This window comes from Micromonospora sp. WMMD729 (assembly GCF_049315225.1).
Classification (GTDB): Bacteria; Actinomycetota; Actinomycetes; order Mycobacteriales; family Micromonosporaceae; genus Micromonospora.
In genome coordinates this window covers 2,331,397-2,356,690 of sequence record NZ_CP186059.1, presented here as the reverse complement: position 1 = coordinate 2,356,690, position 25,294 = coordinate 2,331,397, and the positions used below count along the sequence as shown (strand labels likewise).

Sequence of the window (25,294 nt, the reverse complement as noted above, 5' to 3'; positions counted from 1 at the left end):
ACCATCCTGGCATGTGAGGCAGGCTTTTCTGTCGCGACATGCCTGAGCAGGGCCGCCTACCCAGGGAAGCACACGCCGGCGCGAGCCGGTGTGCTTGCGCCCACAATACGCGGCGTCACAACCGCCTTTCCTTCGCCGCGACCGCCAGCAGCTCCTCGGCGTGAGCGATACCCAGATCCGAATCGGGCAAACCGGCCAGCATCCGGGCCAGTTCCCGGGCGCGTTCGGTGTCCTCCACGACCCGTACACCGCTGGTGGTCACCGCGCCGCCGGTGTCCTTCGCCACCACCAGGTGCCGGTCGGCGAACGCGGCCACCTGCGGCAGGTGCGTGACGACCAACACCTGGTGACTGCGAGCCAGCCGGGCCAGCCGACGACCGATCTCCACCGCGGCCTGACCACCGACACCCGCGTCGACCTCGTCGAAGACCAGCGTGGGCGGGCCGCCGGAGCCGGCGAAGACCACCTCGATGGCGAGCATCACCCGGGACAGTTCACCGCCGGAGGCACCGCGCTGCAACGGCAACGACGGTGCGCCCGGGTGGGCCAGCAGCCGCAACTCCACCTCGTCGCCGCCGTCGGCCGCGACGCCCACCTCGACGCCGTTGACCGTCAACGACGGCTCGGCCCGGCCCGCCGGTCGGGGCAGCACCGCCACCTCGATCCGGGCGTGCGGCATCGCCAGACCGGCCAGCTCGACGGTGACCTGGTCGGCGAAGCGGACCGCCGCCTCCTGCCGGGACACCGACACCCGGGCGGCCAGGTCGGCCACCTCCGCGGCCAGTCGCTGCCCCTCGCGGTCCAGCTCGTCGAGCAGGTCGTCGGAGGTGTCCAGGTCGGACAGTCGGGTACGGGCCCGCTCGGCCCAGGCGACGACCCCATCGACGTCGTCGGCGTACTTGCGGGTCAACGTGCGCAGCGCCGCCCGCCGCTCGTAGACGTGCTGCAACCGGGCCGGATCCGCGTCCAGCGTCGCCAGGTACGCCGACAGCTCCGCCGACACGTCGGTGACCAGGGTGGCCGCCTCCTCCAGGCGGGCCGCCAACTCGCCCAGCGCGGGATCGGTGCCGGCCTGCGCCTCCAGGGTGCGCCGGGCAGTGCCGAGCAGCGACGCCGCGTCCGGCGTCTCGTCGGCCACCTCCGCGCCACCCGCCACGCACTGCTGGGCCAGCTGCGCGGCCGTGCGCAGACCCTCGGCGTGCTCCAGTCGCTGCGCCTCGGTCTTGAGCTCGTCGTCCTCGCCGGGCTGCGGGTCGACCCGGGTGATCTCGTCGAGGCCGAGCCGCAGCAGGTCGGCCTCCTGGTTGCGCTCGCGGGCGTTGCGCCGCCGGTCGGCCAGGTCGTCGACGATCCGCCGCCAACCGGTGTACGCCTCCCGCAGCGCGTCGAGCAGCTTCTCGTGCGCCGGCCCGGCGAACCGGTCCAGGGCGGCCCGCTGCTCGGCCGGGCGCAGCAGGCGCAACTGGTCGGACTGACCGTGCACGGCCACCGCCTGCTCGCCGACCTCACCGAGCATCGACACGGGCATGCTCCGGCCGCCCAGGTGGGCCCGCGAGCGGCCCTCCACGGTCACCGTACGGCTCAACAGCAGCGAGCCGTCCTCGTCGGGCTCGCCACCGGCGTCGCCGATCCGGGCGTGCACCGCGTCGGCGACCCGCCCGGCGAGGCGCAGCCGCCCCTCGACCACGGCCCGGCCCGGCTGGGCACGCACCCGCCCGGCGTCGGCCCGGCCGCCGAAGAGCAGGCCGAGACCGGTGACCACCATCGTCTTGCCGGCACCGGTCTCGCCGGTGATGACGTTCATGCCGCCGGTCAACGGCAGCGTGGTGTCCTCGATGACGCCGAGTCCGGTGATGCGCAGCTCTTCCAGCACAGCACCCGACAGTAGACGCGAGGGCCGACACTTGACCAGCCGACGGGCCCCACGACCGGGCCGCGGTGCGGCCGTGACCTGGCCGACGTACAGTCTTGCCCCGTGTTGGACGTGATCGGCCTGACCTCCGCCGAGGAGGAGCTCTACCGCTGCCTGCTCCAGCTCACCACGGCCCGCCCCGACGAACTGGTCCGCCGGCTCGGCTGGTCCCGGGCGCAGGTCGCCGAGCAGGTCGAGGCGTTGCGGGCCAAGGGTCTCGTGCAGCCCACCGGCGACGATCCGGACGCCCCGCTCTACCCCACCGCACCGGATGTCGCCCTCGGCGCCACGCTGCTGCGCCGTCAGGAGGACCTGGAGGCGGCCCGCCGTCGGGTCACCCAACTGGCCGAGGAGTACCGGACCGGCCTGCGCCGTCACCACGTCGACCATCTGGTCGAGGTGATCCGCGGCGGTCGTACGCTCCGCGACCGGCTGCGTGACCTGCAGAACTCGGCCCGCGAGGAGGTGCTGTGGTTCTGCCGGGCCAACCCCCTCGCGATGGCCGGCCCGGAGAACGTCGAGGAGTTCGACGCCCTCGCCCGCGGGGTCAGCTACCGCGCCATCTACGAACGGGACCTGCTGCTGGAACCGGGCGCACTGGCCGACCTGGCCAAAGGCGTCGCCGCCGGTGAGCAGGCCCGGGTGCTGGACCGGCTACCGGTCCGACTGGCCATCGTGGACGGGCGTACCGCCATCTGCCCGCTGGTGCCCGACCGGGACGGCGGCGAGCCGAGCGCCGCGGTGATCGGCCGCAGCCAACTGCTCGACGCGCTGCTGGCCCTCTTCGAGAGTCACTGGCGGCTCGCCACCCGGCTGCGACTCGACGACCCACTCGCTGTCGCGGCGACCGAACACCGCCGCGACAGCGGCTCCAACGGCGACCGCCGCGACGCCGGCGACGACCGTCCGGCCGACGGCTACCGACCCGACGCCGACGAGGCCCGACTGCTGTCGCTGTTCGTGGCCGGTGTACCGGACAAGTCCATCGCCTCCCAGCTCGGGGTGAGCCGCCGCACCGTGCAGCGCCGGCTCGCCGATCTGATGGACGTCGCCGGTGTCGACACCCGGCCGGGGCTGGCGTTCCAGGTGGCCCGACGCGGCTGGCTCTGACCGGGCGCTGCGGCCGTCGCGCGACGACCGACGCGGCCGGGCCCACCGTCGCGCTGACGGTGGGCCCGGCCGGTCCGGCGGTCAGCGCAGCCCGTACGCCCGCAGCACCGTCTGGTCGACGGTGTTCCCGGCCCGGTCGGCGGCGTGCACCCGCAGCGACACCGTGCCGCGTCCGGCCGGCACAATCGCCGTCCAGCGGACGCCCGACCCGTGGGTCGGCACGGACCGCCAGGTGACGCCCTCGTCGAAGGAGACCTGCACGGTCACGCCGGCGCCCTTCGGGGCGGACAACCCGGCGGGCTGGCGCAGGGTCAGCCCCACCTGGTGCGGGCGGTTGCCGGGCACGGTGCCGAGCAGGTCGGCCGGCACCCGGTAGTCCACCTGCAACAGCGACAGCGGGCTGGCCGCGGCACCCGCCGGACGGGCCGAGGTGAACTGCCACGCCGTGTCCGTCCGGGTGCCGTAGCGCCACTCGTCCGAGGCCCGTCGCGTCGTCACGTCGAGGCGGTAACGGGACGGTCCCGCCGTGGTCGGCACCGGCGTCCACCCGTCGGACAGGTCGGCGATCTGCCGCCCATCCCGGCTGAGGCGGACCTCGACGCCGTCCGACTCCTCGCTGGTGCCCGCCACGCTGTAGTGCCCGTCGGCGTCGACGAACTCGGGCACCCGCACGTCGAGGACGTCCCCGGTCCGCGTCGGCACCGGCGCGCCGCTCGCCGGCACGGCCGGCCGCATCACCGGGGCGTGCCAGGACTCGGTCTCCCGGTCGTCGGCGGCGTACCGCCGGGGCTCCTGGGTGAGGCCGCCGGTCAACTGCCCCCACTGCATGAACATCTGCTTGTGCAGCACCCGGTGCTGCCACCAGTTGTCACCGGCGCTCACGAACTCCTGCCGCGTGGTGCCGTTGTGGACCAGGCGCTGGTCGTCGTTCCAGGCGTGCTCCTGCCACGGACGCCAGCCGAACCGCTCCTCGGTGGCCCAACCCGCGCCGGTGTCGCCGTAGCGCGCGGTCACCTCGGCCGTGTTCCTCGCGGTCACCGTGTGCACGATGCGCTCCGGCACCCGCCCCTTCGACACCTGCCACACGTCGTACAGGTAGGGGCTGTCCACGGTCAGCGTCAGGTCCAGCGTCGCGCGACCCGTACGCGCCGCCGCGATCAACCGCTGCCCGTCGTCGTACGCCACGACCATCGCCGGGATCGGCAGCCGCTCCCCCGCCGGCCGCCAGACCGTCCACGCGCTCCGGTCCTCGGGGCGGACGATCAGCACCGCCGCCGCGCCGGCCGCCGCGACCGCGGCCACCTGCTCCTCCTCGCTGCGGTCCGGGTCGGTGGCGAGCAGCACGGCCGCGCCCCGCACCCGGGTCAGCTCGCCGGGTGTTCCGGCGCCCGCCCAGACCAGCGGCCGCTTGTGTCGCCCGGTCGGCGCCGGGGACGCGCCCAGCAGGTTGATGTCCGACGGTCCGGACACGCCGGTGACGGTGGCGTCCACCATGGGCGCGACGAGCTGCCAGCGGGAGGCGAACTCGAACTCGCCGTGGCGCACCGGCCGGGTCGGCGTGACGTTCACCTGCTGAACGGTGCTGTACGCCATGACGCCGTGGTCGATCTGCCGGCCGTTGCCCAGCACCCGGTGCACGTAGAAGCTGAGCGTGGCCCGCTGTTCGCTGGGCTTGGGCGTCTCGACGCGTACCGGCGTGCCCTTGCGGGCGTCGAGCACGACCGTCAGGTCCCGGTCGACGGTGAGCTCGGGTTCGACGGTCTGGGTCAGCTGCTCGTCCAGCGGAGCGCCGTGCTCGACCAGCGCGGTCAGCAGGTAGCTGCCCTCCTCGACCCGCAGGGTGCCCTCGCCCGGCCACCAGCCCCAGAAGTCCGACTCGGGCTGCTCGCCGAAGAGGGTCAGGGCGGGCGAGAGGGTCGGCTGACCCTGCCGGCCCAGCACCTTGATCGTGACGTCGTGCTGCGGTCCGCTGACGGTGAGCCCGACCGGCGTGCGCACGGCGACGCCGTCCGCACCGGTCGCCACCAGCCATCCTCCGTGCGGGCCCCGGGCCAGCTTCGCCGGGTCGGCGCGCAGCGGCACGGCCACGCTGCCGCCCGCCGGCACGGTCACCTCGCCCGAGCCGACGGCGACGCCGTCGGTCTCGGCCGCGCCGCTGTCCAGGTTGCGCAGCTCCAGGGCCAGCCGCAGGGTCCGCGCGACGGAGGTGCCATTGGTGTACGTCACACTGCGCTCGGCCACCGGTCCGCCGGTGCTGACCCGGCCGAAGTCGGCGGTGGCCGACGCGTACACCCGTTGGGTGAGCGCCCGCGCCACGTCCACCCGACCGCCGCCCTGCTCGAAGACGGTCAGCGCCGGGTTCGCCTTGGTGGTGCTGACCAGCGCGTCCTTGAGCGTGCCGGCCTTCCAGTCCGGGTGGTCCTGGGCGAGGATCGCGGCCGCGCCCGCGACGTGCGGGGTGGCCATGGACGTCCCGGACGCGGCCGTGTAGGCGTCGCCGACCGGCGTACCCATGGTGGTGCCGGCGGCCCGCGCGGCGACGATGCCCACGCCCGGCGCGGTGATCTCGGGCTTGATGCCGTTGTCGCCGACGCGGGGGCCCCGGCTGGAGAAGTCCGCGAGGTTGTCGTCCCGGTCGACCGCGCCGACGGTCAGCGCCGCCGTGGCCGCGCCCGGGGCGTTGACGCTCCGCGCCTGGCCCGAGTTGCCGGCAGCGATCACGAACAGCGCGCCGGTCTCGGCGGTCAGGTCGTTCACCGCCTGGCTCATCGGGTCGGTGCCGTCGGTCGGGCCACCGCCGAGGCTCATGCTGACGACCTTCGCGCCGGAGTGGGCGGCCCACTCCATGCCGGCGATGATGGCCGAGTCGTAGCCGGAGCCGCCGTCGTCGAGCACCTTGCCGACCAGCAGCCGCGCGCCCGGGGCGACGCCCTTGCGCAACCCCTCCGACGCCGCTCCGCTGCCCGCGATGGTGGCGGCGACGTGGGTGCCGTGGCCGTGACCGTCGCGGGCGCTGCCGCTGCCGGAGAAGTCCCGCGCCTCGGCGATCCGCCCGGCCAGGTCGGGGTGGGTGGCGTCGACGCCGGTGTCGAGCACGGCCACCGTCACGCCACTGCCGTCGCGGCCGGCCGCCCAGGCCGCCGGAGCGCCGATCTGCGGGACGCTGTGCTCCAACGTCGGGCGCACCCGACCGTCCAGCCAGACCCGGGCGATGCCGCCGCCCAGCCGAGGAGTCGCGGTCCGGGTCGTCGGCGTGCCGGCGAGGGTGGTCCACAGCCCACCCAGGTCGGCCTTGCCGACCCGTACGGCGGCGCCGTTGATGCTCGGCAGGGGTCGGGCGTCGGTGACGCCGCCGAGCGGCCGGACCCGGCCGGCGGACGGCTCCTGGTAGCGCACGATCAGCGGCAGCGCCCCCTGCGCGGCGTCGCCGTAGCCGTCGGCGGCCAACTCCTGCACGTCGAACAGGTTGGCGTCGAGGACACCGCTGGAGATGTAGGGCGTGACGTCGCTGGGCAGGACCCGCAGCCCGCCGTCGACCTCCAGGGTCTGGAAGAGGATCCGCTCCCGCCCGGGTCCCGGGCGTACGGTGGCGGCGACCCGGCCGGGCGCGGCCGGCGACAACTCGACCTGGTCGCCGGTGATGAGGGTGATGCGGACGGGCGCGGCGGCCGGGGCGGACGCGCCCAGGCTCGGGCCGGTGGGCCGGACGGGCGGCTCGGCGGACGCCGGCGCGGCGAGGCCGACCACCAACGCGCCGACCGCGCCGGCGCTGAGCCAGCGGGGGGACCAGTGCATGCGATGCGCTCCTTCACTCCTTCGGGCCCGACATCCGTGGATGAGGACCGATCGGAGTCTGCGACGCAGCGCACAACCAGGTCACTAGCCGCTCGCCGCCGTAGCGGCGACATGTCGTCAGGTGGACAACCGCCGGACACCGACGGTGTGCGCCACCGTCACCGGCGGCTGCCCCGCCAGCCGTGCACCGGCAGGCCGAACTTGGCGACCAGCCGGTCGGTGAACGGGCGGGCCCGCAGCCGCACGATGCGCACCGGCAGGGCACCGCGCCGCACGGTCACCCGGGCGCCCGGCGGCAGGTCGTACACCCGCCGGCCGTCGCAGGCGAGCACGGCGAGCGTGGTGAACGGGTCGACGGTGATGACGAACGTCGACGTGGGCGCGGTGACCAGTGGACGGCTGAACAGCGCGTGCGCGCTGATCGGTACCAGCAGCAGGGCCTCCACCTCCGGCCAGACGACGGGGCCGCCGCCGGAGAACGCGTACGCGGTGGAACCGGTCGGGGTGGCGCAGACCACGCCGTCGCAGCCGTAGCGGGACAGCGGACGGCCGTCCACGTCGACGAGGAGTTCGAGCATCTGCGCCCGTTCGCCCTTCTCGACGCTGATCTCGTTGAGCGCCCACGACTCGATGGTCGGCCCGCCGTCGAACTCGGCCGTGACGTCGAGCGTCAGCCGCTCGTGCACCGTGTAGTTGCGCTCGACGACGTCGCGGACCGCGGTGTCCAGGTCGTCGATCTCCGCTTCGGCGAGGAACCCGACCTTGCCGAGGTTGATGCCGAGCAACGGCGCCTTCGCCGGGCGCGCCAGCTCGGCCGCGCGCAGAAACGTGCCGTCCCCGCCCAGCGCGAAGACGATCTCGGCGCCCTCGGCGGCTTCCGGGCCGGCGACCGGGACCACACCGGGCAGGTCGAGATCCTCGGCCTCGTCGGCGACGACCCGTACCTCGAATCCCGCGGCGATGAGGTCGGCGGCGACCGACCGGGCGTGCTCGGTGCTACGCCGACGACCGGTGTGGGTCACCAGCAGCGCCGTGCGGCTCATCGGGCCACCCGCCCGTCCGCGACGGCACGGCCGGACGCCCGTGCTCCGGCACGCCCGCGTGCCGTCGCGCGCCGCTCGCTGTACGCGTTCACCCTGCGACCTCCTCCGCCGCCACGCCCGGCACGTCGCCGGCCGTCGTCACGCCGTCCGGCCCGGCGTCCACCACGGCCCGTACCCGCTGCGGGTCGGCCGCCGGCGCGCCCCGGCGCAACCATACGAAGAACTCGACGTTGCCGCTGGGACCCGGCAGCGGGCTGGCCGCCACGTCCGCCAGACCGAGGCCGAGCTGGGCCGCGGCGGCGGCCACGTCGAGCACCGCCTCGGCACGCAGCGCCGGGTCGCGCACCACACCGCCGGCCCCGACCCGCTCCTTGCCCACCTCGAACTGCGGCTTCACCATCAACGCCAGGTCGCCGTCCGCCCGGGTGCAGCCGGCCAACGCCGGCAGCACCAGCCGCAGCGAGATGAACGACAGGTCGGCCACCGTCAGGTCGACCGGTCCGCCGATCGTGTCCGGAACGAGGGTACGGACGTTCGTGCGTTCCAGGACCCGGACGCGCTCGTCGGTCCGTAGCGACCAGGCGAGCTGCCCGTAGCCGACGTCCACGGCCACCACCTCGGCGGCGTCGGCGCGCAGCAGCACATCGGTGAAGCCCCCGGTCGAGGCCCCGGCGTCCAGGCAGCGGCGGCCGGCGACGCGCAGCCCACCGAACGCGGCGAGGGCTCCGGCGAGCTTGTGGCCGCCCCGGGAGACGTACTCCTCGGTCGGGTCGTCGCCGGTGACCAGCAGCGGGTCGGCGGGGTCGACCATCGCGGCGGCCTTGCGCGCGGGCACTCCGCGCAGCTGGACCCGGCCGGCCTCGACCAGCGCGGCGGCCTGCTCACGCGAGCGGGCCAGCCCGCGACGGACGAGTTCGGCGTCCAGCCGGTTGCGACGTGCCATACGTGTTTCTCCGGTCCGTCGGGCGCAATCGCCCTGCTCAGGTCTGGTCGATGGTGGCGAGGGTCTCGCGCAGCGTCTCGTACGCCGCCTCGTACTGCGCGATCTGGTCGGCCGGGGCGAGCGCCGCCGCGTTGTCCATGGCCCGCACGGCGGCCTCGACCGCCGGGTGGCTCGCCGCGTCGTCGGCGCCGACCGTCAGGTCGGCACGCGGGCCCGGACGGGGACCGGGCGGCGGGCCCGGGCGGGCCGCGAACGAGCCGGCCGGTGGCGGGCCCGGCCGGAAGCCCCCGGGTGGGCCCGGACGTGGCGCGTCGCTCACGACGCACCGTCCGGGCGGCGCTTGCGGACGGCCTTCTTCGCCGGCATGGCCGCCGGCGTCGGTGTGTCGTCCTGACTGACCGGCGTCTGCGTCTCGTCGCCGGTCCGGCTGATCGTCGCGGGAGGCTTGCGGGCGATGGCCTTCTTCGCGACGGCCTTCTTCGCGACGGCCTTCTTCGCGATCGCCTTCTTGGCGACGGGCGCGGCGGCCTTCTTGGCGACGGGCGGCGCGGCCTGCTGGGCGACCGGCGCTCCGGCGGGGGCGTCGGACGGCACCAGGCCGTCACCGGGCGGCGCGGCGCGGGTCGGGTCGGGCTGTGGCACGGGCTCGGCGGCAGGCGTCGGGGCGGCGGACGGGCCGCCGGCCGTCGTCGCGGCGGGTGACTCGGTGGCCCGCGCCTCGCGCAGTTGCCGTTCCAGGTCGCGTACCCGTCGGGTCAGCTCGGCCACCTCGTCCGCCGTGGCCAGACCGACCGCGCCGAGGGCCCGGTCGACCTCGAAGCGGACCAGCTTGGTCAACGACTCCCGGTTGGCGGCGCTGGTGCTGACCAGCTCCTCGGCGAGCGCCTGCAACTGGGCCGCGGTCGCCCCGCCCGTGCCGACGACCCGACGCACCGCTTCCTGCGCCTTCTTCCGGGGCGCCTCCGCCAGGCCCAGGGCCAGTTCGAGGTAGGCGCGCCACGCGTCCTGCATGCCTTGGTCCTTCCGTCGGGCGGGGTCTGCAGGTGTCACGCTACCGGGCACCCCGGACTGTCCCGTGCGGTACGGTGCCGGGGACGGCGAGGCAATCGGCGAGGGGGACATGTGGCCAGCGTGGACGAGTGCCGGCAGGCGTTGCAGGAGCTGGCCGCCCGGTTGGACCGCAACGCCGAGACGGTTCGGGAGCGTATCGACCTGGAGCGCACCCTGGCCTGCCGGATCACCGATCTGGACACGGCCTTCCACGGACGGATCAGCGGCGGCCGGCTGGTCGAACTGGCCGACGGCGACGACCCGAAGGCCAAGATCGCGTTGAGCACGTCCAGCGACGACCTGCTCGCCCTGGTCCGTGGCGACCTGGACGTCACCAGGGCGGTCACCTCCCGCCGGGTGTCGATCAAGGCCAACCCGTTCGACCTGATGAAGCTGCGCAAGCTCCTCTAGCGGGTCGCCCGCGCGTCGTCGGTGCCCGGCTTTGAAGCGTCGTCGCTGCCCCGCCGCGCGCCTTCGTGGCCGGCCCACGTCTCCGTGGCCCGGCTTCACGCCTGCGCGGTCAGCCCGAAGCTCTTCAGGGCCGCGGCCGCGGCCGGGCCCGCCGGGCGGATCGCCGGCAGTGTCGGGGCCGCCCAGGCCGCCGCGCAGAGGGCCGCCAGGGCGTCCAGCGCCTGGCCGTCGCCGGCCAGCTCCAGCGTCCCGTCGCGGTCCGTGACGGACCAGCCGCCGGCGTCCGTCGGGCCCGGGACCCGCACCGCCGCCGCCGGGTCGAAGAGCCCCGCCAGGTCCCGCGCGACGTACGTGGGCCGCCGCCCCGGCTCGGCCGCGAGCAACTCGGGTACGCCGCTGACGCCGGTGAGGACGAGCAGACTGTCCAGGCCCGCGCGGCGGGCGCCCTCGATGTCGGTGTCCAGTCGATCGCCGACGACAAGGGCATTTCCGCCGTCGCCGCGCCGGGCGGCGGTCTCGAACAGCGCCGACTCCGGCTTGCCGACCACCAGGTCCGGGTCCCGTTCCAACGCGGTCCGCAACACCGCGACCAGTGACCCGTTGCCCGGTAGCGGGCCACGGGCGCTGGGCAGCGTCCGGTCGGTGTTGGTGGCGACCCAGATCGCGCCCGCCCGGACCGCGACCGACGCCTCGGCCAACTCGGCCCAGCCGACCTGCGGGCCGTAGCCCTGCACCACCGCGGCCGGCTTCTCGTCGGCGCGGGTGACCGGGGTCAGCCCGACCGCGCGCAGCTCGGCGCGCAACGCCTCCGCGCCGACCACCAGCACCGCGGCGCCGGCCGGCAGCCGGTCGCGCAGCAGCTCGGCCGCTGCGGCGGCGGAGGTGAGGACCTCCTCCGGCCGTGCCGGCACGCCCATCCCGGTCAGCAGGTCGGCGACGTCGCTGGAGCGGCGTGAGGCGTTGTTGGTGGCGTACGCGACCGCGCGCCCCTCGGCGTGCAGCTGGGCCACCGCCTCGACGGCGCCGGGAATCGGCCGGTCGATCAGGTAGATCACACCGTCCAGGTCGAAGACGACCAGGCTGTACCCGTCGATCAGCCGCTTCCCGGCGTCCGCGTTCACCGCTGCGTCGACTCCGGCTCGTCGCCCCGGGTGGAGGCGGTCCGCTCGCCGTCCGCGTCCCGGCCACCGTCGTCGGCGGTCAGGGCCGCAGCGGTGTCGTCCGGGTCCGGACGGCGGGCGTCGACGTCCTCGTCGTCACCGTCGACGTCCTCGGGGTCCGCCGCGTCGGTGTGCCGGGCCGAAGCGCCGGTGACGCGGCCCTCCTCGTCGTCGTCGAAGTCCTCGTCGCCCGCCTCGGCGGCGAAGTCCTCGTCGTCCTCGTCCTCGTCCTCGGCGTCGTCGTCCTCGGCGTCTTCGTCGTCAGCCTCGTCGTCGGCCGTCGCGGCGAAGTCGTCCTCACCGTCGGCGACGGTCAGGTCCGTGTCCGGCTGCGCCGGCACGGCACCCGGTGCGCCCGGACCGGCGGCGATCTCCTCGGCCTCGTCCTCGTCGTCGCCCTCGATGACGACGCCGTCGAGTTCGAGCAACCGCTCGGCGGCGTCGGTCTCGCCCTCGGTGTCCACGTCGGCGGCGCGGGAGAACCACTCGCGGGCCTCCTCACGCCGGCCCACCGCGAGCAGCGCGTCGGCGTACGCGTAACGGAGACGCGCCGTCCACGGCGCCGTCGTCTCGCTGGTGAGATCGGGCACCTGGAGCATCGCGACCGCGGCGTCCTTCTGGCCGAGGTCACCCCGTGCGCCGGCGGCGACGATCAGCAGCTCGGTGGCGACGGCCGGGTCCAGCTTCTCCTGGTCAGCGCCCCGGTACAGGTCAATGGCCCGCTCCGGCCGGCCGAGCGCACGCTCACAGTCGGCGAGCACGGCAAGGTGACTCTGCAAACCGGTCATCCGGTGGTACGTCCGCAGCTCGGCGATCGCCGTCTGCCACTCCCCCGCGTGGTACGCGGCCAGGCCGACCGCTTCGCGGACGGAGGCGATGCGCGACGCCAGCCGCCGGGCAGCCAGCGCGTGGGCCAACGCCTCGGCCGGGTCCTCGTCGATCAACTGACCGGTGGCGACCAGGTGCCGGGCCACGGTCTCGGCGACCGGCTTGTTCAGCGAGAGCAGTTCGGCACGCACGTCCTTGTCAAGGTCGGTCGCGACGATGTCGTCCGGCAGTGCCGGGGCCGCGCTACGCCCACCCTCGGACGCCTCCGGGCCCGCCGCACGCTCGTCGCGGCGGCGGTCGTCCTCGCGACGGCCGCCGCCTCGGAAGCCACCCTCACGGTTGCCAGCGCGGAAGCCGCCCTCACGACGGTCGCCACCCCGGAACCCGCCCTCACGGTCGCCACCCCGGAAGCCACCCTCACGGGGCGCGCCACCCTGCCGGCGGTCGCCGCCTCGGAAACCGCCCTCACGGTCGCCACCGCGGAAACCGCCCTCACGACGGTCGCCACCCCGGAAACCACCGTCGCGGTCGCCACCCCGGAAGCCACCCTCACGGGGCGGACCGGAACGACCACGGTCACCGCCACCCTGGTAGCCACCCTCACGACGGTCACCGCCACGGAAGCCGCCCTCACGGTCGCCACCACGGAAGCCACCCTCGCGACGGTCGCCACCACGGGAGCCACCGTCACGGTCGCCACCCCGGAAGCCACCGTCGCGGTCGCCACCCCGGAAGCCACCCTCACGGGGCGGACCGGAACGACCACGGTCACCGCCACCCTGGTAGCCACCCTCACGACGGTCGCCACCACGGAAACCACCATCACGGTCGCCACCACGGAAGCCACCCTCACGACGGTCGCCACCCCGGAAACCACCATCACGGTCACCGCCCCGGAAACCGCCGTCCCGGTCGCCACCCCGGAAGCCACCCTCACGGGGCGGACCGGAACGACCACGGTCACCGCCACCCTGGTAGCCACCCTCACGACGGTCACCACCACGGAAACCACCGTCACGGTCGCCACCACGGAAACCGCCCTCGCGCGGACCAGCGGAGCGCGACGAGTCGCGGAAACCACCCTCGCGACGCTCACCGCCCCGGAAGCCACCCTCACGGTCGCCACCCCGGAAGCCACCCTCACGGCGGTCGCCGCCCCGGAAGCCACCCTCGCGCGGCGGACCGGAACGACCACGGTCACCGCCACCCTGGTAGCCACCCTCACGACGGTCGCCACCCCGGAAACCACCATCACGGTCACCGCCCCGGAAACCGCCGTCCCGGTCGCCACCCCGGAAACCACCGTCGCGATCGCCACCACGGAAACCACCCTCACGGCGGTCGCCGCCCCGGAAGCCACCGTCACGGTCGCCACCACGGAAACCGCCCTCGCGGCGGTCGCCGCCCCGGAAGCCACCCTCACGGGGCGCACCGGAACGACCACGGTCACCGCCCCGGAAGCCACCGTCACGGTCGCCGCCCCGGAAACCACCCTCGCGGCGGTCGCCACCGCGGGTGCCGCCCTCGCGGCCGCCGCTGTAGCCGCCGCGGGCGCCGCCGGCGTTGTCACGGTCTCCCCGGTACGGGGGCCGGTCGTCGCGGCGCGCTCCACGGTCGCGTCCAGCCGGGCCGTCGGTGCGGTCCTCGTTACGACGGGGACGGTCTCCGCCCTGCGGTCCTGAACTCACAGGTACATCCTTCCTGATTGCGCCACCAATGGCGCTACGCAGTCGAGGGCCGACCCTGATGGGGCGGCCCTCGACTGGAAGATTGTCCGGCGGTGTCCTACTCTCCCACACCCTCACGAGTGCAGTACCATCGGCGCTGGAGGGCTTAGCTTCCGGGTTCGGAATGTAACCGGGCGTTTCCCCTCCGCCATGACCGCCGTAACTCTATGAACATATCAACCAACCCGGCACAACACTCACGGGTGGGTGTTTGTTCAGAGTTGCACAGTGGACGCGTAGCAGCTTAGTAGTCAAGTCCTCGGCCTATTAGTACCGGTCAACTGAACCCGTTACCGGGCTTACATTTCCGGCCTATCAACCCAGTCGTCTAGCTGGGGGCCTTACCCCACCAAAGGTGGGTGGGATACCTCATCTTGAAGCAGGCTTCCCGCTTAGATGCTTTCAGCGGTTATCCCTTCCGAACGTAGCTAACCAGCCGTGCCCCTGGCGGGACAACTGGCACACCAGAGGTTCGTCCGTCCCGGTCCTCTCGTACTAGGGACAGCCCTTCTCAAGTATCCTACGCGCACGGCGGATAGGGACCGAACTGTCTCACGACGTTCTAAACCCAGCTCGCGTACCGCTTTAATGGGCGAACAGCCCAACCCTTGGGACCTGCTACAGCCCCAGGATGCGACGAGCCGACATCGAGGTGCCAAACCATCCCGTCGATATGGACTCTTGGGGAAGATCAGCCTGTTATCCCCGGGGTACCTTTTATCCGTTGAGCGACACCGCTTCCACTCGCAAGTGCCGGATCACTAGTCCCGACTTTCGTCCCTGCTCGACCTGTCAGTCTCACAGTCAAGCTCCCTTGTGTACTTGCACTCAACACCTGATTGCCAACCAGGCTGAGGGAACCTTTGGGCGCCTCCGTTACCCTTTAGGAGGCAACCGCCCCAGTTAAACTACCCACCAGACACTGTCCCTGAACCGGATAACGGTCCGAAGTTAGATACCCAAATCAACCAGAGTGGTATTTCAAGATTGCCTCCACCCATACTGGCGTATGAGCTTCACCGGCTCCCACCTATCCTACACAAGCTAACTCAAGTACCAATGTCAAGCTATAGTAAAGGTCCCGGGGTCTTTCCGTCCTGCCGCGCGTAACGAGCATCTTTACTCGTACTGCAATTTCGCCGGGCCTGTGGTTGAGACAGTGGGGAAGTCGTTACGCCATTCGTGCAGGTCGGAACTTACCCGACAAGGAATTTCGCTACCTTAGGATGGTTATAGTTACCACCGCCGTTTACTGGCGCTTAAGTTCTCCGCTTCGCCCCAAAAGAGCTAACAGGTCCCCTTAACGTTCCAGCACCGGGCAGGCGTCAGTCCATATACATCGAATTACTTCTTCGCATGGACCTGTGTTTTTAGTAAACAGTCGCTTCCCCCTGCTCTCTGCGGCCATACAACGCTCCACCCGCGCGGGGCTTCACGTCTCCGGCCCCCCTTCTCCCTAAGTTACGGGGGCAATTTGCCGAGTTCCTTAACCACAGTTCGCCCGATCGCCTCGGTATTCTCTACCTGACCACCTGTGTCGGTTTGGGGTACGGGCCGCTAAGAACTCGCTAGAGGCTTTTCTCGGCAGCATAGGATCACTGACTTCACCTGAATCGGCTCGGCATCACGTCTCAGCCTCCATGCGCCACGGATTTGCCTATGGCACGGCCTACACGCTTACCCCGGCACAACCACCGGCCGGGCTCAGCTACCTTCCTGCGTCACCCCATCGCTTGACTACTACCCGCCAGGTTCCCACGCTCCCCACCATCCGTCCGAAGACATCAGCTGGTTCGGGTGGTTAGCACAACGAGGTTCATCAGGGACGCTCTTTCGCGGGTACGGGAATATCAACCCGTTGTCCATCGACTACGCCTCTCGGCCTCGCCTTAGGTCCCGACTCACCCAGGGCGGATTAGCCTGGCCCTGGAACCCTTGGTCATCCGGCGGAAGGGTTTCTCACCCTTCTTTCGCTACTCATGCCTGCATTCTCACTCGTGCCGCGTCCACAACTGGGTCACCCCGCTGCTTCACCCCCGGCACGACGCTCCCCTACCCATCCACACACCTGCACGGCACATCAAGGCGCCGCGAAGTAAAAATGTGAATGCCACAGCTTCGGCGGTGTGCTTGAGCCCCGCTACATTGTCGGCGCGGAACCACTTGACCAGTGAGCTATTACGCACTCTTTAAAGGGTGGCTGCTTCTAAGCCAACCTCCTGGTTGTCTATGCGACCCCACATCCTTTTCCACTTAGCACACGCTTAGGGGCCTTAGCTGGTGATCTGGGCTGTTTCCCTCTCGACTACGAAGCTTATCCCCCGCAGTCTCACTGCCGCGCTCTCACTTACCGGCATTCGGAGTTTGGCTGATTTCGGTAAGCTTGTGGGCCCCCTAGACCATCCAGTGCTCTACCTCCGGCAAGAAACACGCGACGCTGCACCTAAATGCATTTCGGGGAGAACCAGCTATCACGGAGTTTGATTGGCCTTTCACCCCTAACCACAGGTCATCCCCCAACTTTTCAACGTTGGTGGGTTCGGCCCTCCACGCGGTCTTACCCGCGCTTCAGCCTGCCCATGGCTAGATCACTCCGCTTCGGGTCTAGAGCATGCGACTACGATCGCCCTATTCAGACTCGCTTTCGCTACGGCTCCCCCACACGGGTTAACCTCGCCACATGCCACTAACTCGCAGGCTCATTCTTCAAAAGGCACGCCGTCACCCCGCAAGGCTCCGACGGATTGTAGGCGAACGGTTTCAGGTACTATTTCACTCCCCTCCCGGGGTACTTTTCACCATTCCCTCACGGTACTCGTCCGCTATCGGTCACCAGGAAGTATTTAGGCTTACCAGGTGGTCCTGGCAGATTCACGGCAGATTTCAGGGGTCCGCCGCTACTCGGGAACACCCACAGAAGACCAGCCACTTTCACCTACCGGACTATCACCGCCTACGGTTGGCTTTTCCACACCATTCGGCTAGCAGCTGGCTTTATAACTCCTCGAGCGCATGTCAGTACACTCAGCGGGGTCCCACAACCCCGACCACGCAACCCCTGACAGGTATCACACGCAGCCGGTTTAGCCTCAATCCGCTTTCGCTCGCCACTACTCACGGAATCACTAAATTGTTTTCTCTTCCTACGGGTACTGAGATGTTTCACTTCCCCGCGTTCCCTCCACACACCCTATGTGTTCAGGTGTGGGTGACACCACATGACTGGTGCCAGGTTTCCCCATTCGGACACCCTGGGATCACAGCTCGGTTGACAGCTCCCCCAGGCCTATCGCGGCCTCCCACGTCCTTCATCGGCTCCTGGTGCCAAGGCATCCACCGTTCGCCCTTGACAACTTGACCACAAAGATGCTCGCGTCCACTGTGCAATTCTCAACAAACAACCAACCCACAACCCACAAGCCCCACACCAACATCACCACCGTGACCGGTATGCGAGGCCAGGCCATGCCTGGCGCCAACCCGAGGACTCTCACCTCGAGCAACGGCTCTGAAAGACAACCACCGGTTGTTCTTTCAGGACCCAACAGGGTGCTAACGCCAGACCCCAGCCGCATCACATCCGTCGTTCCTGCACTCGAAAGAGCGTGTACTAGACATCCGAGACCGTTGCCGGCATCCAACTTGCCAGTGTCTCCGCCATTGAGCACCCCGACCCGACATTCGCGGGCCGCGGGCTCCATACCGGCTTTCACCGGATGGTGCTCCTTAGAAAGGAGGTGATCCAGCCGCACCTTCCGGTACGGCTACCTTGTTACGACTTCGTCCCAATCGCCAGCCCCACCTTCGACGGCTCCCTCCACAAGGGTTGGGCCACCGGCTTCGGGTGTTGCCGACTTTCGTGACGTGACGGGCGGTGTGTACAAGGCCCGGGAACGTATTCACCGCAGCGTTGCTGATCTGCGATTACTAGCGACTCCGACTTCACGGGGTCGAGTTGCAGACCCCGATCCGAACTGAGACCGGCTTTTTGGGATTCGCTCCACCTCACGGTATCGCAGCCCATTGTACCGGCCATTGTAGCATGCGTGAAGCCCTGGACATAAGGGGCATGATGACTTGACGTCATCCCCACCTTCCTCCGAGTTGACCCCGGCAGTCTTCGATGAGTCCCCGCCATAACGCGCTGGCAACATCGAACGAGGGTTGCGCTCGTTGCGGGACTTAACCCAACATCTCACGACACGAGCTGACGACAGCCATGCACCACCTGTGACCGCCCCCGAAGGACCCCCCATCTCTGGAGGTTTTGCGGCCATGTCAAACCCAGGTAAGGTTCTTCGCGTTGCATCGAATTAATCCGCATGCTCCGCCGCTTGTGCGGGCCCCCGTCAATTCCTTTGAGTTTTAGCCTTGCGGCCGTACTCCCCAGGCGGGGCGCTTAATGCGTTAGCTGCGGCACAGGGAACCGGAGAGGCCCCCCACACCTAGCGCCCAACGTTTACAGCGTGGACTACCAGGGTATCTAATCCTGTTCGCTCCCCACGCTTTCGCTCCTCAGCGTCAGTATCGGCCCAGAGACCCGCCTTCGCCACCGGTGTTCCTCCTGATATCTGCGCATTTCACCGCTACACCAGGAATTCCAGTCTCCCCTACCGAACTCTAGCCTGCCCGTATCGACCGCAGGCTTGGGGTTGAGCCCCAAGTTTTCACGGTCGACGCGACAAGCCGCCTACGAGCTCTTTACGCCCAATAAATCCGGACAACGCTCGCGCCCTACGTCTTACCGCGGCTGCTGGCACGTAGTTGGCCGGCGCTTCTTCTGCAGGTACCGTCACTTCCGCTTCGTCCCTGCTGAAAGAGGTTTACAACCCGAAGGCCGTCATCCCTCACGCGGCGTCGCTGCATCAGGCTTCCGCCCATTGTGCAATATTCCCCACTGCTGCCTCCCGTAGGAGTCTGGGCCGTGTCTCAGTCCCAGTGTGGCCGGTCGCCCTCTCAGGCCGGCTACCCGTCGTCGCCTTGGTAGGCCATCACCCCACCAACAAGCTGATAGGCCGCGAGCCCATCCCAAGCCGAAAAACTTTCCACCCCCAGCCATGCGGCCAGAAGTAATATTCGGTATTAGCCCCCGTTTCCGAGGGTTATCCCAAAGCTTGGGGCAGGTTGCTCACGTGTTACTCACCCGTTCGCCGCTCGAGTACCCCGAAGGGCCTTTCCGCTCGACTTGCATGTGTTAAGCACGCCGCCAGCGTTCGTCCTGAGCCAGGATCAAACTCTCCAACAAAAAATTAGTTGAACAGCAAACCCTGACAACAAAATGTTGCCAAAGGAATCCCAACCAGCCAAACCAAAGGCCTGACCAGTCCGGGGTATAAATCATAATTGGCACTGGCTTTACAAGCACCCTGTTGAGTTCTCAAAGAACAACCACACACCGATCAACGACCCACATCCGTGGGCCCCATCCCGGGGCTTTTCGTTCCGCGTGTCCGGCGCTTTCAGCGCCAGGCACTTTTACTACGTTACCCGCTGGTTTCTGCCGTGTCAAACCGGTGTTTCCCGGTTCGTCGTGCTTTCTGCCGTGTTGCGGGCACCATGGTCAGACCGGCTTGCGCCGCTCGCGTCATGGGTTGGCAGGCTGGCCGCAGCGGTTGCCCGCTTGCTCGTCCGTTTCCCTGCCGGCTGACTACCTTACCCGGTCGGTTCCGCCGCACCAAATCCGCCTCGCGGCGTTTCCGTGGGCACCACCCGGTCGGTGATCCGGCGGTGAACCCGCCCGACCCCGAGGCCGTCACCGCGCTCCGGCCGCTTCAGGCTTTCGCCTGTTTCGTCCGTTCCGCGCTGGCAGAGAGAAAGTTACGCGTCCGGCCGGATGATCGTCAAATCCGCCGGACGCGTCCCCCGTCACATTGTCGATGGTCGACTATTCGCCCAGCTCAACGCCGGCGAACGACCGCTTCCCCCGGCGCAGCACGAGGTACCGACCGTGCAGCAGGTCGTCGGTCGACACCGTGGCGTCCACCTCGGTCACTCTGGTGTTGTTCACGTACGCGCCGCCCTCGGCGATGACCCGACGTGCCTCCTTGAGCCCGCTTGCGAGGCCGGAGTCCCGCAACAGGCCCGCCACGTCCGGGAGTTCTCCGCCGAGTCGCACCAGGCCGGCCTCGGTGAGCGCCGCGCGCAGCGTCTCCGGGGCCAGGTCGTCGAGCGAGCCCCGTCCGAACAGCGCCTGACTGGCGGCGACCGCCTGCCGGGTCTCCTCGGCGCCGTGCACCAGCGTGGTCAACTCCTCGGCCAACGCCCGCTGGGCCAGCCGGGCCGCCGGCCGTTCGGCCGTCGCCTTCGCCAGCTCCTCCAGCTCGTCCCGGGTACGGAAGCTGAAGTACCGCAGGTAGCGGTCGACCTCCCGGTCGTCGACGTTGAGCCAGAACTGGTAGAACGCGTACGGGCTGGTCAGGGTGGGATCGAGCCAGACCGCCCCGCCCTCGGTCTTGCCGAATTTCGTACCGTCGGCCTTGGTCACCAGTGGTGTGGTGAACGCCTGCACCGGCCCGGCGCCGCGCCGCCGCACGTAGTCGACGCCCGCGGTGATGTTGCCCCACTGGTCGGAGCCACCGAACTGGAGTTGGCAGCCGTGCCGGCGGTGCAACTCGAAGAAGTCGTTGGCCTGCAACAGCTGGTAGCTGAACTCGGTGAAGCTGATGCCGGTCTCCAACCGCGCCCGCACCACCTCCCGGGCGAGCATCTTGTTCACCGGGAAGTGCTTGCCCACGTCGCGGAGGAACTCGACCACGGACATCTCGCCGGTCCAGTCCAGGTTGTTGACGAGCTGGGCCGCGTTGTCACCGGTGTACGACACGAAGGGCGCGAGCTGCTCGCGGATCCGCTCGACCCAGCCGGCGATCACCTCGGGCGGGTTGAGCGTCCGCTCGGCGCTCTCCTTCGGGTCGCCGATCTGCCCGGTCGCTCCGCCCACCAGCAGCAGCGGGCGGTGCCCCGCGAGTTGCAGCCGTCGGGCCGTGGTGACCTGCATGAGCGAGCCGACGTGCAGGCTCTGCGCGGTGGGGTCGAACCCCACGTAGTAGGTGGTGGCCGTCCCGCCGTCGAGCAGCTCGCGCAGCTCGTCGAGGCCGGTCGAGTCCTGGATGAGGCCACGCCAGAGCAGGTCGTCGGTCAGGGAGTCCCGCCCGGACGGCGGGGAGTTGCTGTCGGTCACGGTCACCGATTCTCCCCCATCGCCGGCACCGACCCGTACCGGGTTTGCGGCAACGCGCCCGGTTACGCTTGCGCCCCACTGATTTCGGGAGGGTTCTGCCGTGGAGACACCGGATCTGACGGGTGGTTTCGTCAACCTGCTCGGCCTGAAATTCGAGGAGGCGACCCCCGACCGCGTCGTCATCAGCTGGCAGGTCCGCCCGGACCTGCACCAGCCGTTCGGCATCCAGCACGGCGGGGTGTACTGCTCGGTCGTGGAGACCGCTGCCAGCGTCGGCGGTTCGCTCTGGCTGGCCGACCGGGGCACGGTGGTCGGGGTGGCGAACCAGACCGACTTCCTGCGGGCCGTGCGCGACGGTGAGCTGCGGGCGGTCGGCACGCCGGTGCACCGGGGGCGCAGCCAGCAGCTCTGGCAGGTGGAGATCACCGACGCCAAGGAGCGCCTGGTGGCCCGCGGTCAGGTCCGGTTGCAGAACCTCTCGCGCGACTGACCGGCGGGTTCGGTCAGCTGCGGGCCTCGTCGAGCACCGGCTCGACGGGCTCATCGGCGTCACCGTCGTCGACCGCCGTGTCGGCGGCGGGGACCTGCCGCAGGCGTACCTCGGTGATGGCCCGGTGGTCGATGCCGGCCACCGTCAGCACCCAGCCGTCCAGGGTGACGTCCTCGCCGGCGACCGTCGGGATGTGCCCGAGGCGGGCCAGCACCAGCCCGGCGACGGTGGTGTAGTCACCCGCCGGGCGGGACGGCAGCTCGACACCGATGTCCGGCAGGTCGTGCACCGGGAAGGTGCCGGGCAGCACCAGGGTGCCGTCCGGCTCCCGGCGCACCGAGTAGCCGTCCCGGTCGGTCTCGTCGTAGATCTCCCCGACGATCTCCTCCAGGATGTCCTCCAGCGTCACGATCCCGTCGACGGCGCCGCGCTCGTCCACGACCAGCGCGATGTGCTGGCGCTCGGCCTTGAACTGGCGCAGCGCGTCCACCACCGGCAGTGAGTCGGGCAGCAGCATCGGTGGGCGGGCGATCTCGTCGATCGGCCGGTCGTCGGAGACACCGACCAGGTCGCGCAGATGGATCACGCCGGCGGTGTCGTCCAGGCCGCCGTGGCGCACCACGGGCGCCCGGGAGTGCCCGGTGGCGGCCAGCACGAGCCGCGCGGCCTCCGCGGTGGTCCCGCTGTCGAGCGTGAAGACCTGCAACCGGGGTACGAGCACCGCCCGCAACCGCCGGTCGGCAATCTCGACGGCGCCGGCGATGATGGTGCGCTGTTCCTTGGTGAAGCCGTGGTTGCCGGCGACGATGTCGCGCAGCTCGTCCGGGCCGATCTCCTCGGGCTCGTGCTTCGGGTTGAGTCCGACCAGGCGGACGACCAGGTCGCTGGTGGCGCCGAGGGCCCACACGGCCGGCCGGGTCAGGCTGGCGAGCACGTCGAGCGGACGGGCGACCAGTAGCGCCCACCGCTCGGCGGACTGCATGGCGATCCGCTTGGGCGCCAGCTCGCCGAAGACCAGGGTGACGAAGGTCAGTGCGAGGGTGACCACCACGATCGCCACCGTCTCGGCGGCGCTGCCGAAGACCCCGAGCAGGGGGACGAGGGGCTTGGCGAGGGAGACCGCGGCAGCGGCGGAGGCCAGGAAGCCGGCGAGGGTGATGCCGATCTGGATGGTGGCGAGGAAGCGGTTCGGGTCCTTGGCGAGTCGGGCCAGCACCCGTCCGGCCCGGCTGGTGCGTTCGAGGCGCTGGATCTGGCTGTCCCGCAGCGACACCAACGCCATCTCGCTGCCGGCGAAGAGCGCGTTGATCACGATCAGGATCCCGACCAGGGCCAGTTGGCTCCCGTAGCTCTGCACGCCCGGTTCGCTCCCTCTGCGATGGTGACGCCGGCCGGTACGCGCGGCGCCCGCCGGTCGACGAGCCCGACCGGCGTACGCGCATCTGTGCCCCGTGCGACGCCGGCCGAATCCTGCCGGGGTGACGCTACGCCGATTCGGCGGCCGGTGACGTCGGCAGGTCCAGGACGTACGAGTCGCCCTCGGGGCGGAAACCGAGCCGGTGGTAGTAGGGGGCGATCATGCCGGGCGGGCTGACGACCCGGTGGAAGCCGCGTTCGGTGAAGAGGCGGCTGCGTCGGTAGACGAACTCGCCCGGGGTGAAGTCCCGGAATTTCGGGGTCACGTAGTCCAGGTCGATCTGGGCCACGCCGCGTGCCTCGGCGTGCGACAGCACCACCCCGACCACCTCGTCGGCGGTGACCACGAGGAAGGCGGAGCGGTCGACGGCGGACGGATCCCAGCGGAAGTGGGGGTTGAACCGGGCGATGTCCGGCCCGTGCACGCGCAGCGTGTGAGCGAGGAACTGGTCGTCGACCCCCACCTGGACCACCTGGTAGGTCTGCTCGTCGTGCCGGGTGGCGAGCATGCCCCGCAGGTACCAGATGTTGATCACCGCGAGGACGATGTTGAGCCCGACCATGGGCCAGACCTCGATGGTGGCGTTGTAGCCGATCAACACGGCGCAGCCGACCAGGTTCAGGGCGCGCAGCCGCAGGATGCGCGACTGCAGCAGCGACCAGACCAGCACCGCGGAGCCGGCCCAGCCGACCAGATCCAACCAGTTCACCCCGCGAGACTAGTGCTAGCCCAGGTCAGGGGTGTCGGCGGGCAGCTCCAGCAGCCACTCCTCGACCTCCGTGCCGCGCCCGTTGGCGTACCCCGAGTCCTCACCGACCACGACGAAGCCGCACTTGCGGAGCACCGCGAGCGAGGCGGCGTTGTCCTTCGCGGCCCGGGCGTGCACCGGCCGAGGCAGCTCGCGCAGCAGGGCTGCCAGCGCCGCGGTGGCGTGGCCCCGGCCCCAGCGGGCCGGGTCGATCCAGTAGCTGACCTCGGTCTGGTCGCCGACCGGGAAGGCGCTCACGTAGCCGACCACGTCGCCGTCGGCCTCGACGGTGCGGACCCGGTTCGCCGGGTTGGTGAGCACCCGCGCCCAGTGCCGGGCGAACTCGCGGTGGTCCGACGGGTCGGCGGGACCGAACGCGGCCATCCGGTTCGCTTCGGGATCCTGCTGGTGCAGGAAGAACTCCACGAGGTCGTCCTCACGAACCGCCCGCAGCCGCACATCGGAGGTCACCCGGCGAGCCTACGCGGGACCTACGACCCGTTCCGCGCAGCCAGCCGCCCCTGCCCGGGCGGAACGCTCCCGTTCGACGATGAAGGCGGACGAAGGAGGCCGTGATGACCAACAAATCTGGTGCTCCCGTGGTGGTCGCCGTGGACGGTTCGACGTCGGCGTTCAACGCGGTGCGAGTCGCCGCCCGGGAGGCGGTCGCGCGCGGCCGACCACTGCGCGTGGTGCACGCGTTCGCCTGGCCCCTCTCCGACGCGTCGCTGATCGCGGTGACGGGTTCGGCGCTGGACGCGGGGCTACGGGAACAGGCCGAGCAGATCGTCGCGGAGGCGGTGAACGAGGCCGACAAGACCGCGTCCGACCTCACCGTCACCGGCTCGGTGGTCGACGGCGCGGCGGTACCCGTCCTGCTGGCCGAGTCCCGGGCCGCCGCGCTGCTGGTGGTGGGGAGTCGGGGCCTGGGTGGCATCACCGAGTTGCTGATCGGGTCGGTGGCCGTGCCGGTCTGCGCCCGCGCCGACTGCCCGGTGCTGGTCGTCAAGGGCGAGGCCCGTGCGGACGGGCCCGTCCTGGTCGGCATCGACGGGTCGGCCTTGTCCGCGCAGGCACTCGGTTTCGCCTTCGAGGAGGCGTCGCTACGCGGCACGGACCTGGTGGTCGTGCACGCCTGGATCACGCCCACCCCGAACGCGCCGGGCGACCGGCTTCCGCTGGCGTACAGCGTCGACGCGCTCGCCGCCGACGAGGAGCGGCTGCTCGCCGAGGCGGTGGCCGGCTGGTCGCAGCGGTACCCGGACGTGTCGGTGCGGCACCGGGTGGCGTACGGCGCGCCGGCGCCGGTGCTGGTGCGTGAGTCCGCCGGAGCGCAGCTCACGGTCGTCGGCGCGCACGGCCGGGGCGCGCTGGCCGGCCTGTTGCTCGGCTCGGTGAGCCATGCCGTGCTGCACCATTCGCAGGGCCCGCTGGCGATCGTCCGGCACCACCGCGAGGGCCACCGTCGGTGAACCCTCGTCGG

Annotated in this window: 17 protein-coding genes and 3 rRNA genes; 5 read left to right on the top strand and 15 right to left on the bottom strand. The window is 70.5% G+C overall.

What is annotated here, in order from left to right:
- Positions 1–115: 115 nt before the first annotated feature.
- Positions 116–1,873 carry a DNA repair protein RecN gene (gene recN / locus ACN263_RS10845; RefSeq protein ID WP_422739665.1) on the bottom strand — a complete coding sequence of 586 codons (1,758 nt, stop codon included), beginning with the start codon at positions 1,871–1,873 and terminating at the stop codon, positions 116–118.
- A gap of 102 nt (positions 1,874–1,975) precedes the next feature.
- Between recN and ACN263_RS10840 the strand changes: the two genes are divergently transcribed.
- Complete coding sequence (locus ACN263_RS10840; RefSeq protein WP_422739664.1) at positions 1,976–3,022, top strand: helix-turn-helix domain-containing protein; 1,047 nt, start codon at positions 1,976–1,978, stop codon at positions 3,020–3,022.
- Positions 3,023–3,103: 81 nt separating this feature from the next.
- Here ACN263_RS10840 and ACN263_RS10835 read toward each other — a convergent pair whose 3' ends face one another.
- The 5 genes from ACN263_RS10835 to ACN263_RS10815 form a co-directional block, all read right to left on the bottom strand.
- Positions 3,104–6,817 (bottom strand): S8 family peptidase, encoded by a 3,714-nt coding sequence (locus ACN263_RS10835; RefSeq protein ID WP_422739663.1) that lies wholly within the window; start codon positions 6,815–6,817, stop codon positions 3,104–3,106.
- 158 nt (positions 6,818–6,975) lie between these two features.
- A complete protein-coding gene (locus ACN263_RS10830; RefSeq protein WP_421476068.1) occupies positions 6,976–7,860 on the bottom strand; it encodes an NAD kinase in 885 nt (294 codons plus the stop codon).
- A gap of 88 nt (positions 7,861–7,948) precedes the next feature.
- The gene (locus ACN263_RS10825; RefSeq protein WP_422739662.1) at positions 7,949–8,803 is read right to left on the bottom strand and encodes a TlyA family RNA methyltransferase; all 855 of its coding nucleotides are present in this window, start codon (positions 8,801–8,803) and stop codon (positions 7,949–7,951) included.
- Positions 8,804–8,840: 37 nt separating this feature from the next.
- Positions 8,841–9,122 carry a hypothetical protein gene (locus ACN263_RS10820; RefSeq protein WP_422739661.1) on the bottom strand — a complete coding sequence of 94 codons (282 nt, stop codon included), beginning with the start codon at positions 9,120–9,122 and terminating at the stop codon, positions 8,841–8,843.
- Positions 9,119–9,814: a hypothetical protein gene (locus ACN263_RS10815; protein ID WP_422739660.1), complete on the bottom strand. Its 696-nt coding sequence runs from the start codon at positions 9,812–9,814 to the stop codon at positions 9,119–9,121. Before ACN263_RS10815 ends, ACN263_RS10820 begins: the two co-directional genes overlap by 4 nt.
- Before the next feature lie 111 nt (positions 9,815–9,925).
- Here ACN263_RS10815 and ACN263_RS10810 point away from each other — a divergent pair, with 111 nt between their 5' ends.
- Positions 9,926–10,264 carry an SCP2 sterol-binding domain-containing protein gene (locus tag ACN263_RS10810; RefSeq protein ID WP_422739659.1) on the top strand — a complete coding sequence of 113 codons (339 nt, stop codon included), beginning with the start codon at positions 9,926–9,928 and terminating at the stop codon, positions 10,262–10,264.
- A gap of 95 nt (positions 10,265–10,359) precedes the next feature.
- Here ACN263_RS10810 and ACN263_RS10805 read toward each other — a convergent pair whose 3' ends face one another.
- Both ACN263_RS10805 and ACN263_RS10800 read right to left on the bottom strand, forming a co-directional pair.
- The gene (locus tag ACN263_RS10805) at positions 10,360–11,385 is read right to left on the bottom strand and encodes an HAD-IIA family hydrolase (RefSeq protein ID WP_422739658.1); all 1,026 of its coding nucleotides are present in this window, start codon (positions 11,383–11,385) and stop codon (positions 10,360–10,362) included.
- Positions 11,382–12,398 carry a tetratricopeptide repeat protein gene (locus ACN263_RS10800; protein WP_422740671.1) on the bottom strand — a complete coding sequence of 339 codons (1,017 nt, stop codon included), beginning with the start codon at positions 12,396–12,398 and terminating at the stop codon, positions 11,382–11,384. The genes ACN263_RS10805 and ACN263_RS10800 overlap by 4 nt, the downstream gene beginning before the upstream one ends.
- Between ACN263_RS10800 and ACN263_RS10795 the strand changes: the two genes are divergently transcribed.
- On the top strand, positions 12,387–13,934 hold the full coding sequence (locus ACN263_RS10795) for a hypothetical protein (RefSeq protein ID WP_422739657.1): 1,548 nt from the start codon (positions 12,387–12,389) through the stop codon (positions 13,932–13,934). The two genes, ACN263_RS10800 and ACN263_RS10795, sit on opposite strands and share 12 nt — an antisense overlap.
- Before the next feature lie 90 nt (positions 13,935–14,024).
- Here ACN263_RS10795 and rrf read toward each other — a convergent pair.
- The 4 genes from rrf to tyrS all read right to left on the bottom strand — a co-directional run bounded on the left by rrf (position 14,025) and on the right by tyrS (position 21,156).
- A 5S ribosomal RNA gene (rrf, locus tag ACN263_RS10790) occupies positions 14,025–14,141 on the bottom strand.
- Between the two features lie 85 nt (positions 14,142–14,226).
- A 23S ribosomal RNA gene (locus tag ACN263_RS10785) occupies positions 14,227–17,339 on the bottom strand.
- 370 nt (positions 17,340–17,709) lie between these two features.
- Positions 17,710–19,224: ribosomal RNA gene (locus ACN263_RS10780) — 16S ribosomal RNA — on the bottom strand.
- Together the 16S, 23S and 5S rRNA genes form the textbook arrangement of a ribosomal RNA operon.
- Positions 19,225–19,863: 639 nt before the next feature.
- Positions 19,864–21,156 (bottom strand): tyrosine--tRNA ligase, encoded by a 1,293-nt coding sequence (gene tyrS, locus ACN263_RS10775; RefSeq protein WP_422740670.1) that lies wholly within the window; start codon positions 21,154–21,156, stop codon positions 19,864–19,866.
- A 100-nt stretch (positions 21,157–21,256) separates the two neighbouring features.
- Between tyrS and ACN263_RS10770 the strand changes: the two genes are divergently transcribed.
- Positions 21,257–21,646 carry a PaaI family thioesterase gene (locus ACN263_RS10770; RefSeq protein WP_422739656.1) on the top strand — a complete coding sequence of 130 codons (390 nt, stop codon included), beginning with the start codon at positions 21,257–21,259 and terminating at the stop codon, positions 21,644–21,646.
- Between the two features lie 13 nt (positions 21,647–21,659).
- Here ACN263_RS10770 and ACN263_RS10765 read toward each other — a convergent pair whose 3' ends face one another.
- The 3 genes from ACN263_RS10765 to ACN263_RS10755 form a co-directional block, all read right to left on the bottom strand.
- On the bottom strand, positions 21,660–23,003 hold the full coding sequence (locus tag ACN263_RS10765) for a hemolysin family protein (protein WP_422739655.1): 1,344 nt from the start codon (positions 23,001–23,003) through the stop codon (positions 21,660–21,662).
- 127 nt (positions 23,004–23,130) lie between these two features.
- A complete protein-coding gene (locus ACN263_RS10760; protein WP_422739654.1) occupies positions 23,131–23,772 on the bottom strand; it encodes a hypothetical protein in 642 nt (213 codons plus the stop codon).
- Positions 23,773–23,787: 15 nt separating this feature from the next.
- Entirely contained in the window at positions 23,788–24,282 is a 495-nt protein-coding gene (locus ACN263_RS10755; protein ID WP_422739653.1) for a GNAT family N-acetyltransferase, read from the bottom strand.
- Positions 24,283–24,386: 104 nt separating this feature from the next.
- Here ACN263_RS10755 and ACN263_RS10750 point away from each other — a divergent pair, with 104 nt between their 5' ends.
- Positions 24,387–25,283 carry a universal stress protein gene (locus ACN263_RS10750; RefSeq protein ID WP_422739652.1) on the top strand — a complete coding sequence of 299 codons (897 nt, stop codon included), beginning with the start codon at positions 24,387–24,389 and terminating at the stop codon, positions 25,281–25,283.
- Positions 25,284–25,294 lie beyond the last annotated feature (11 nt).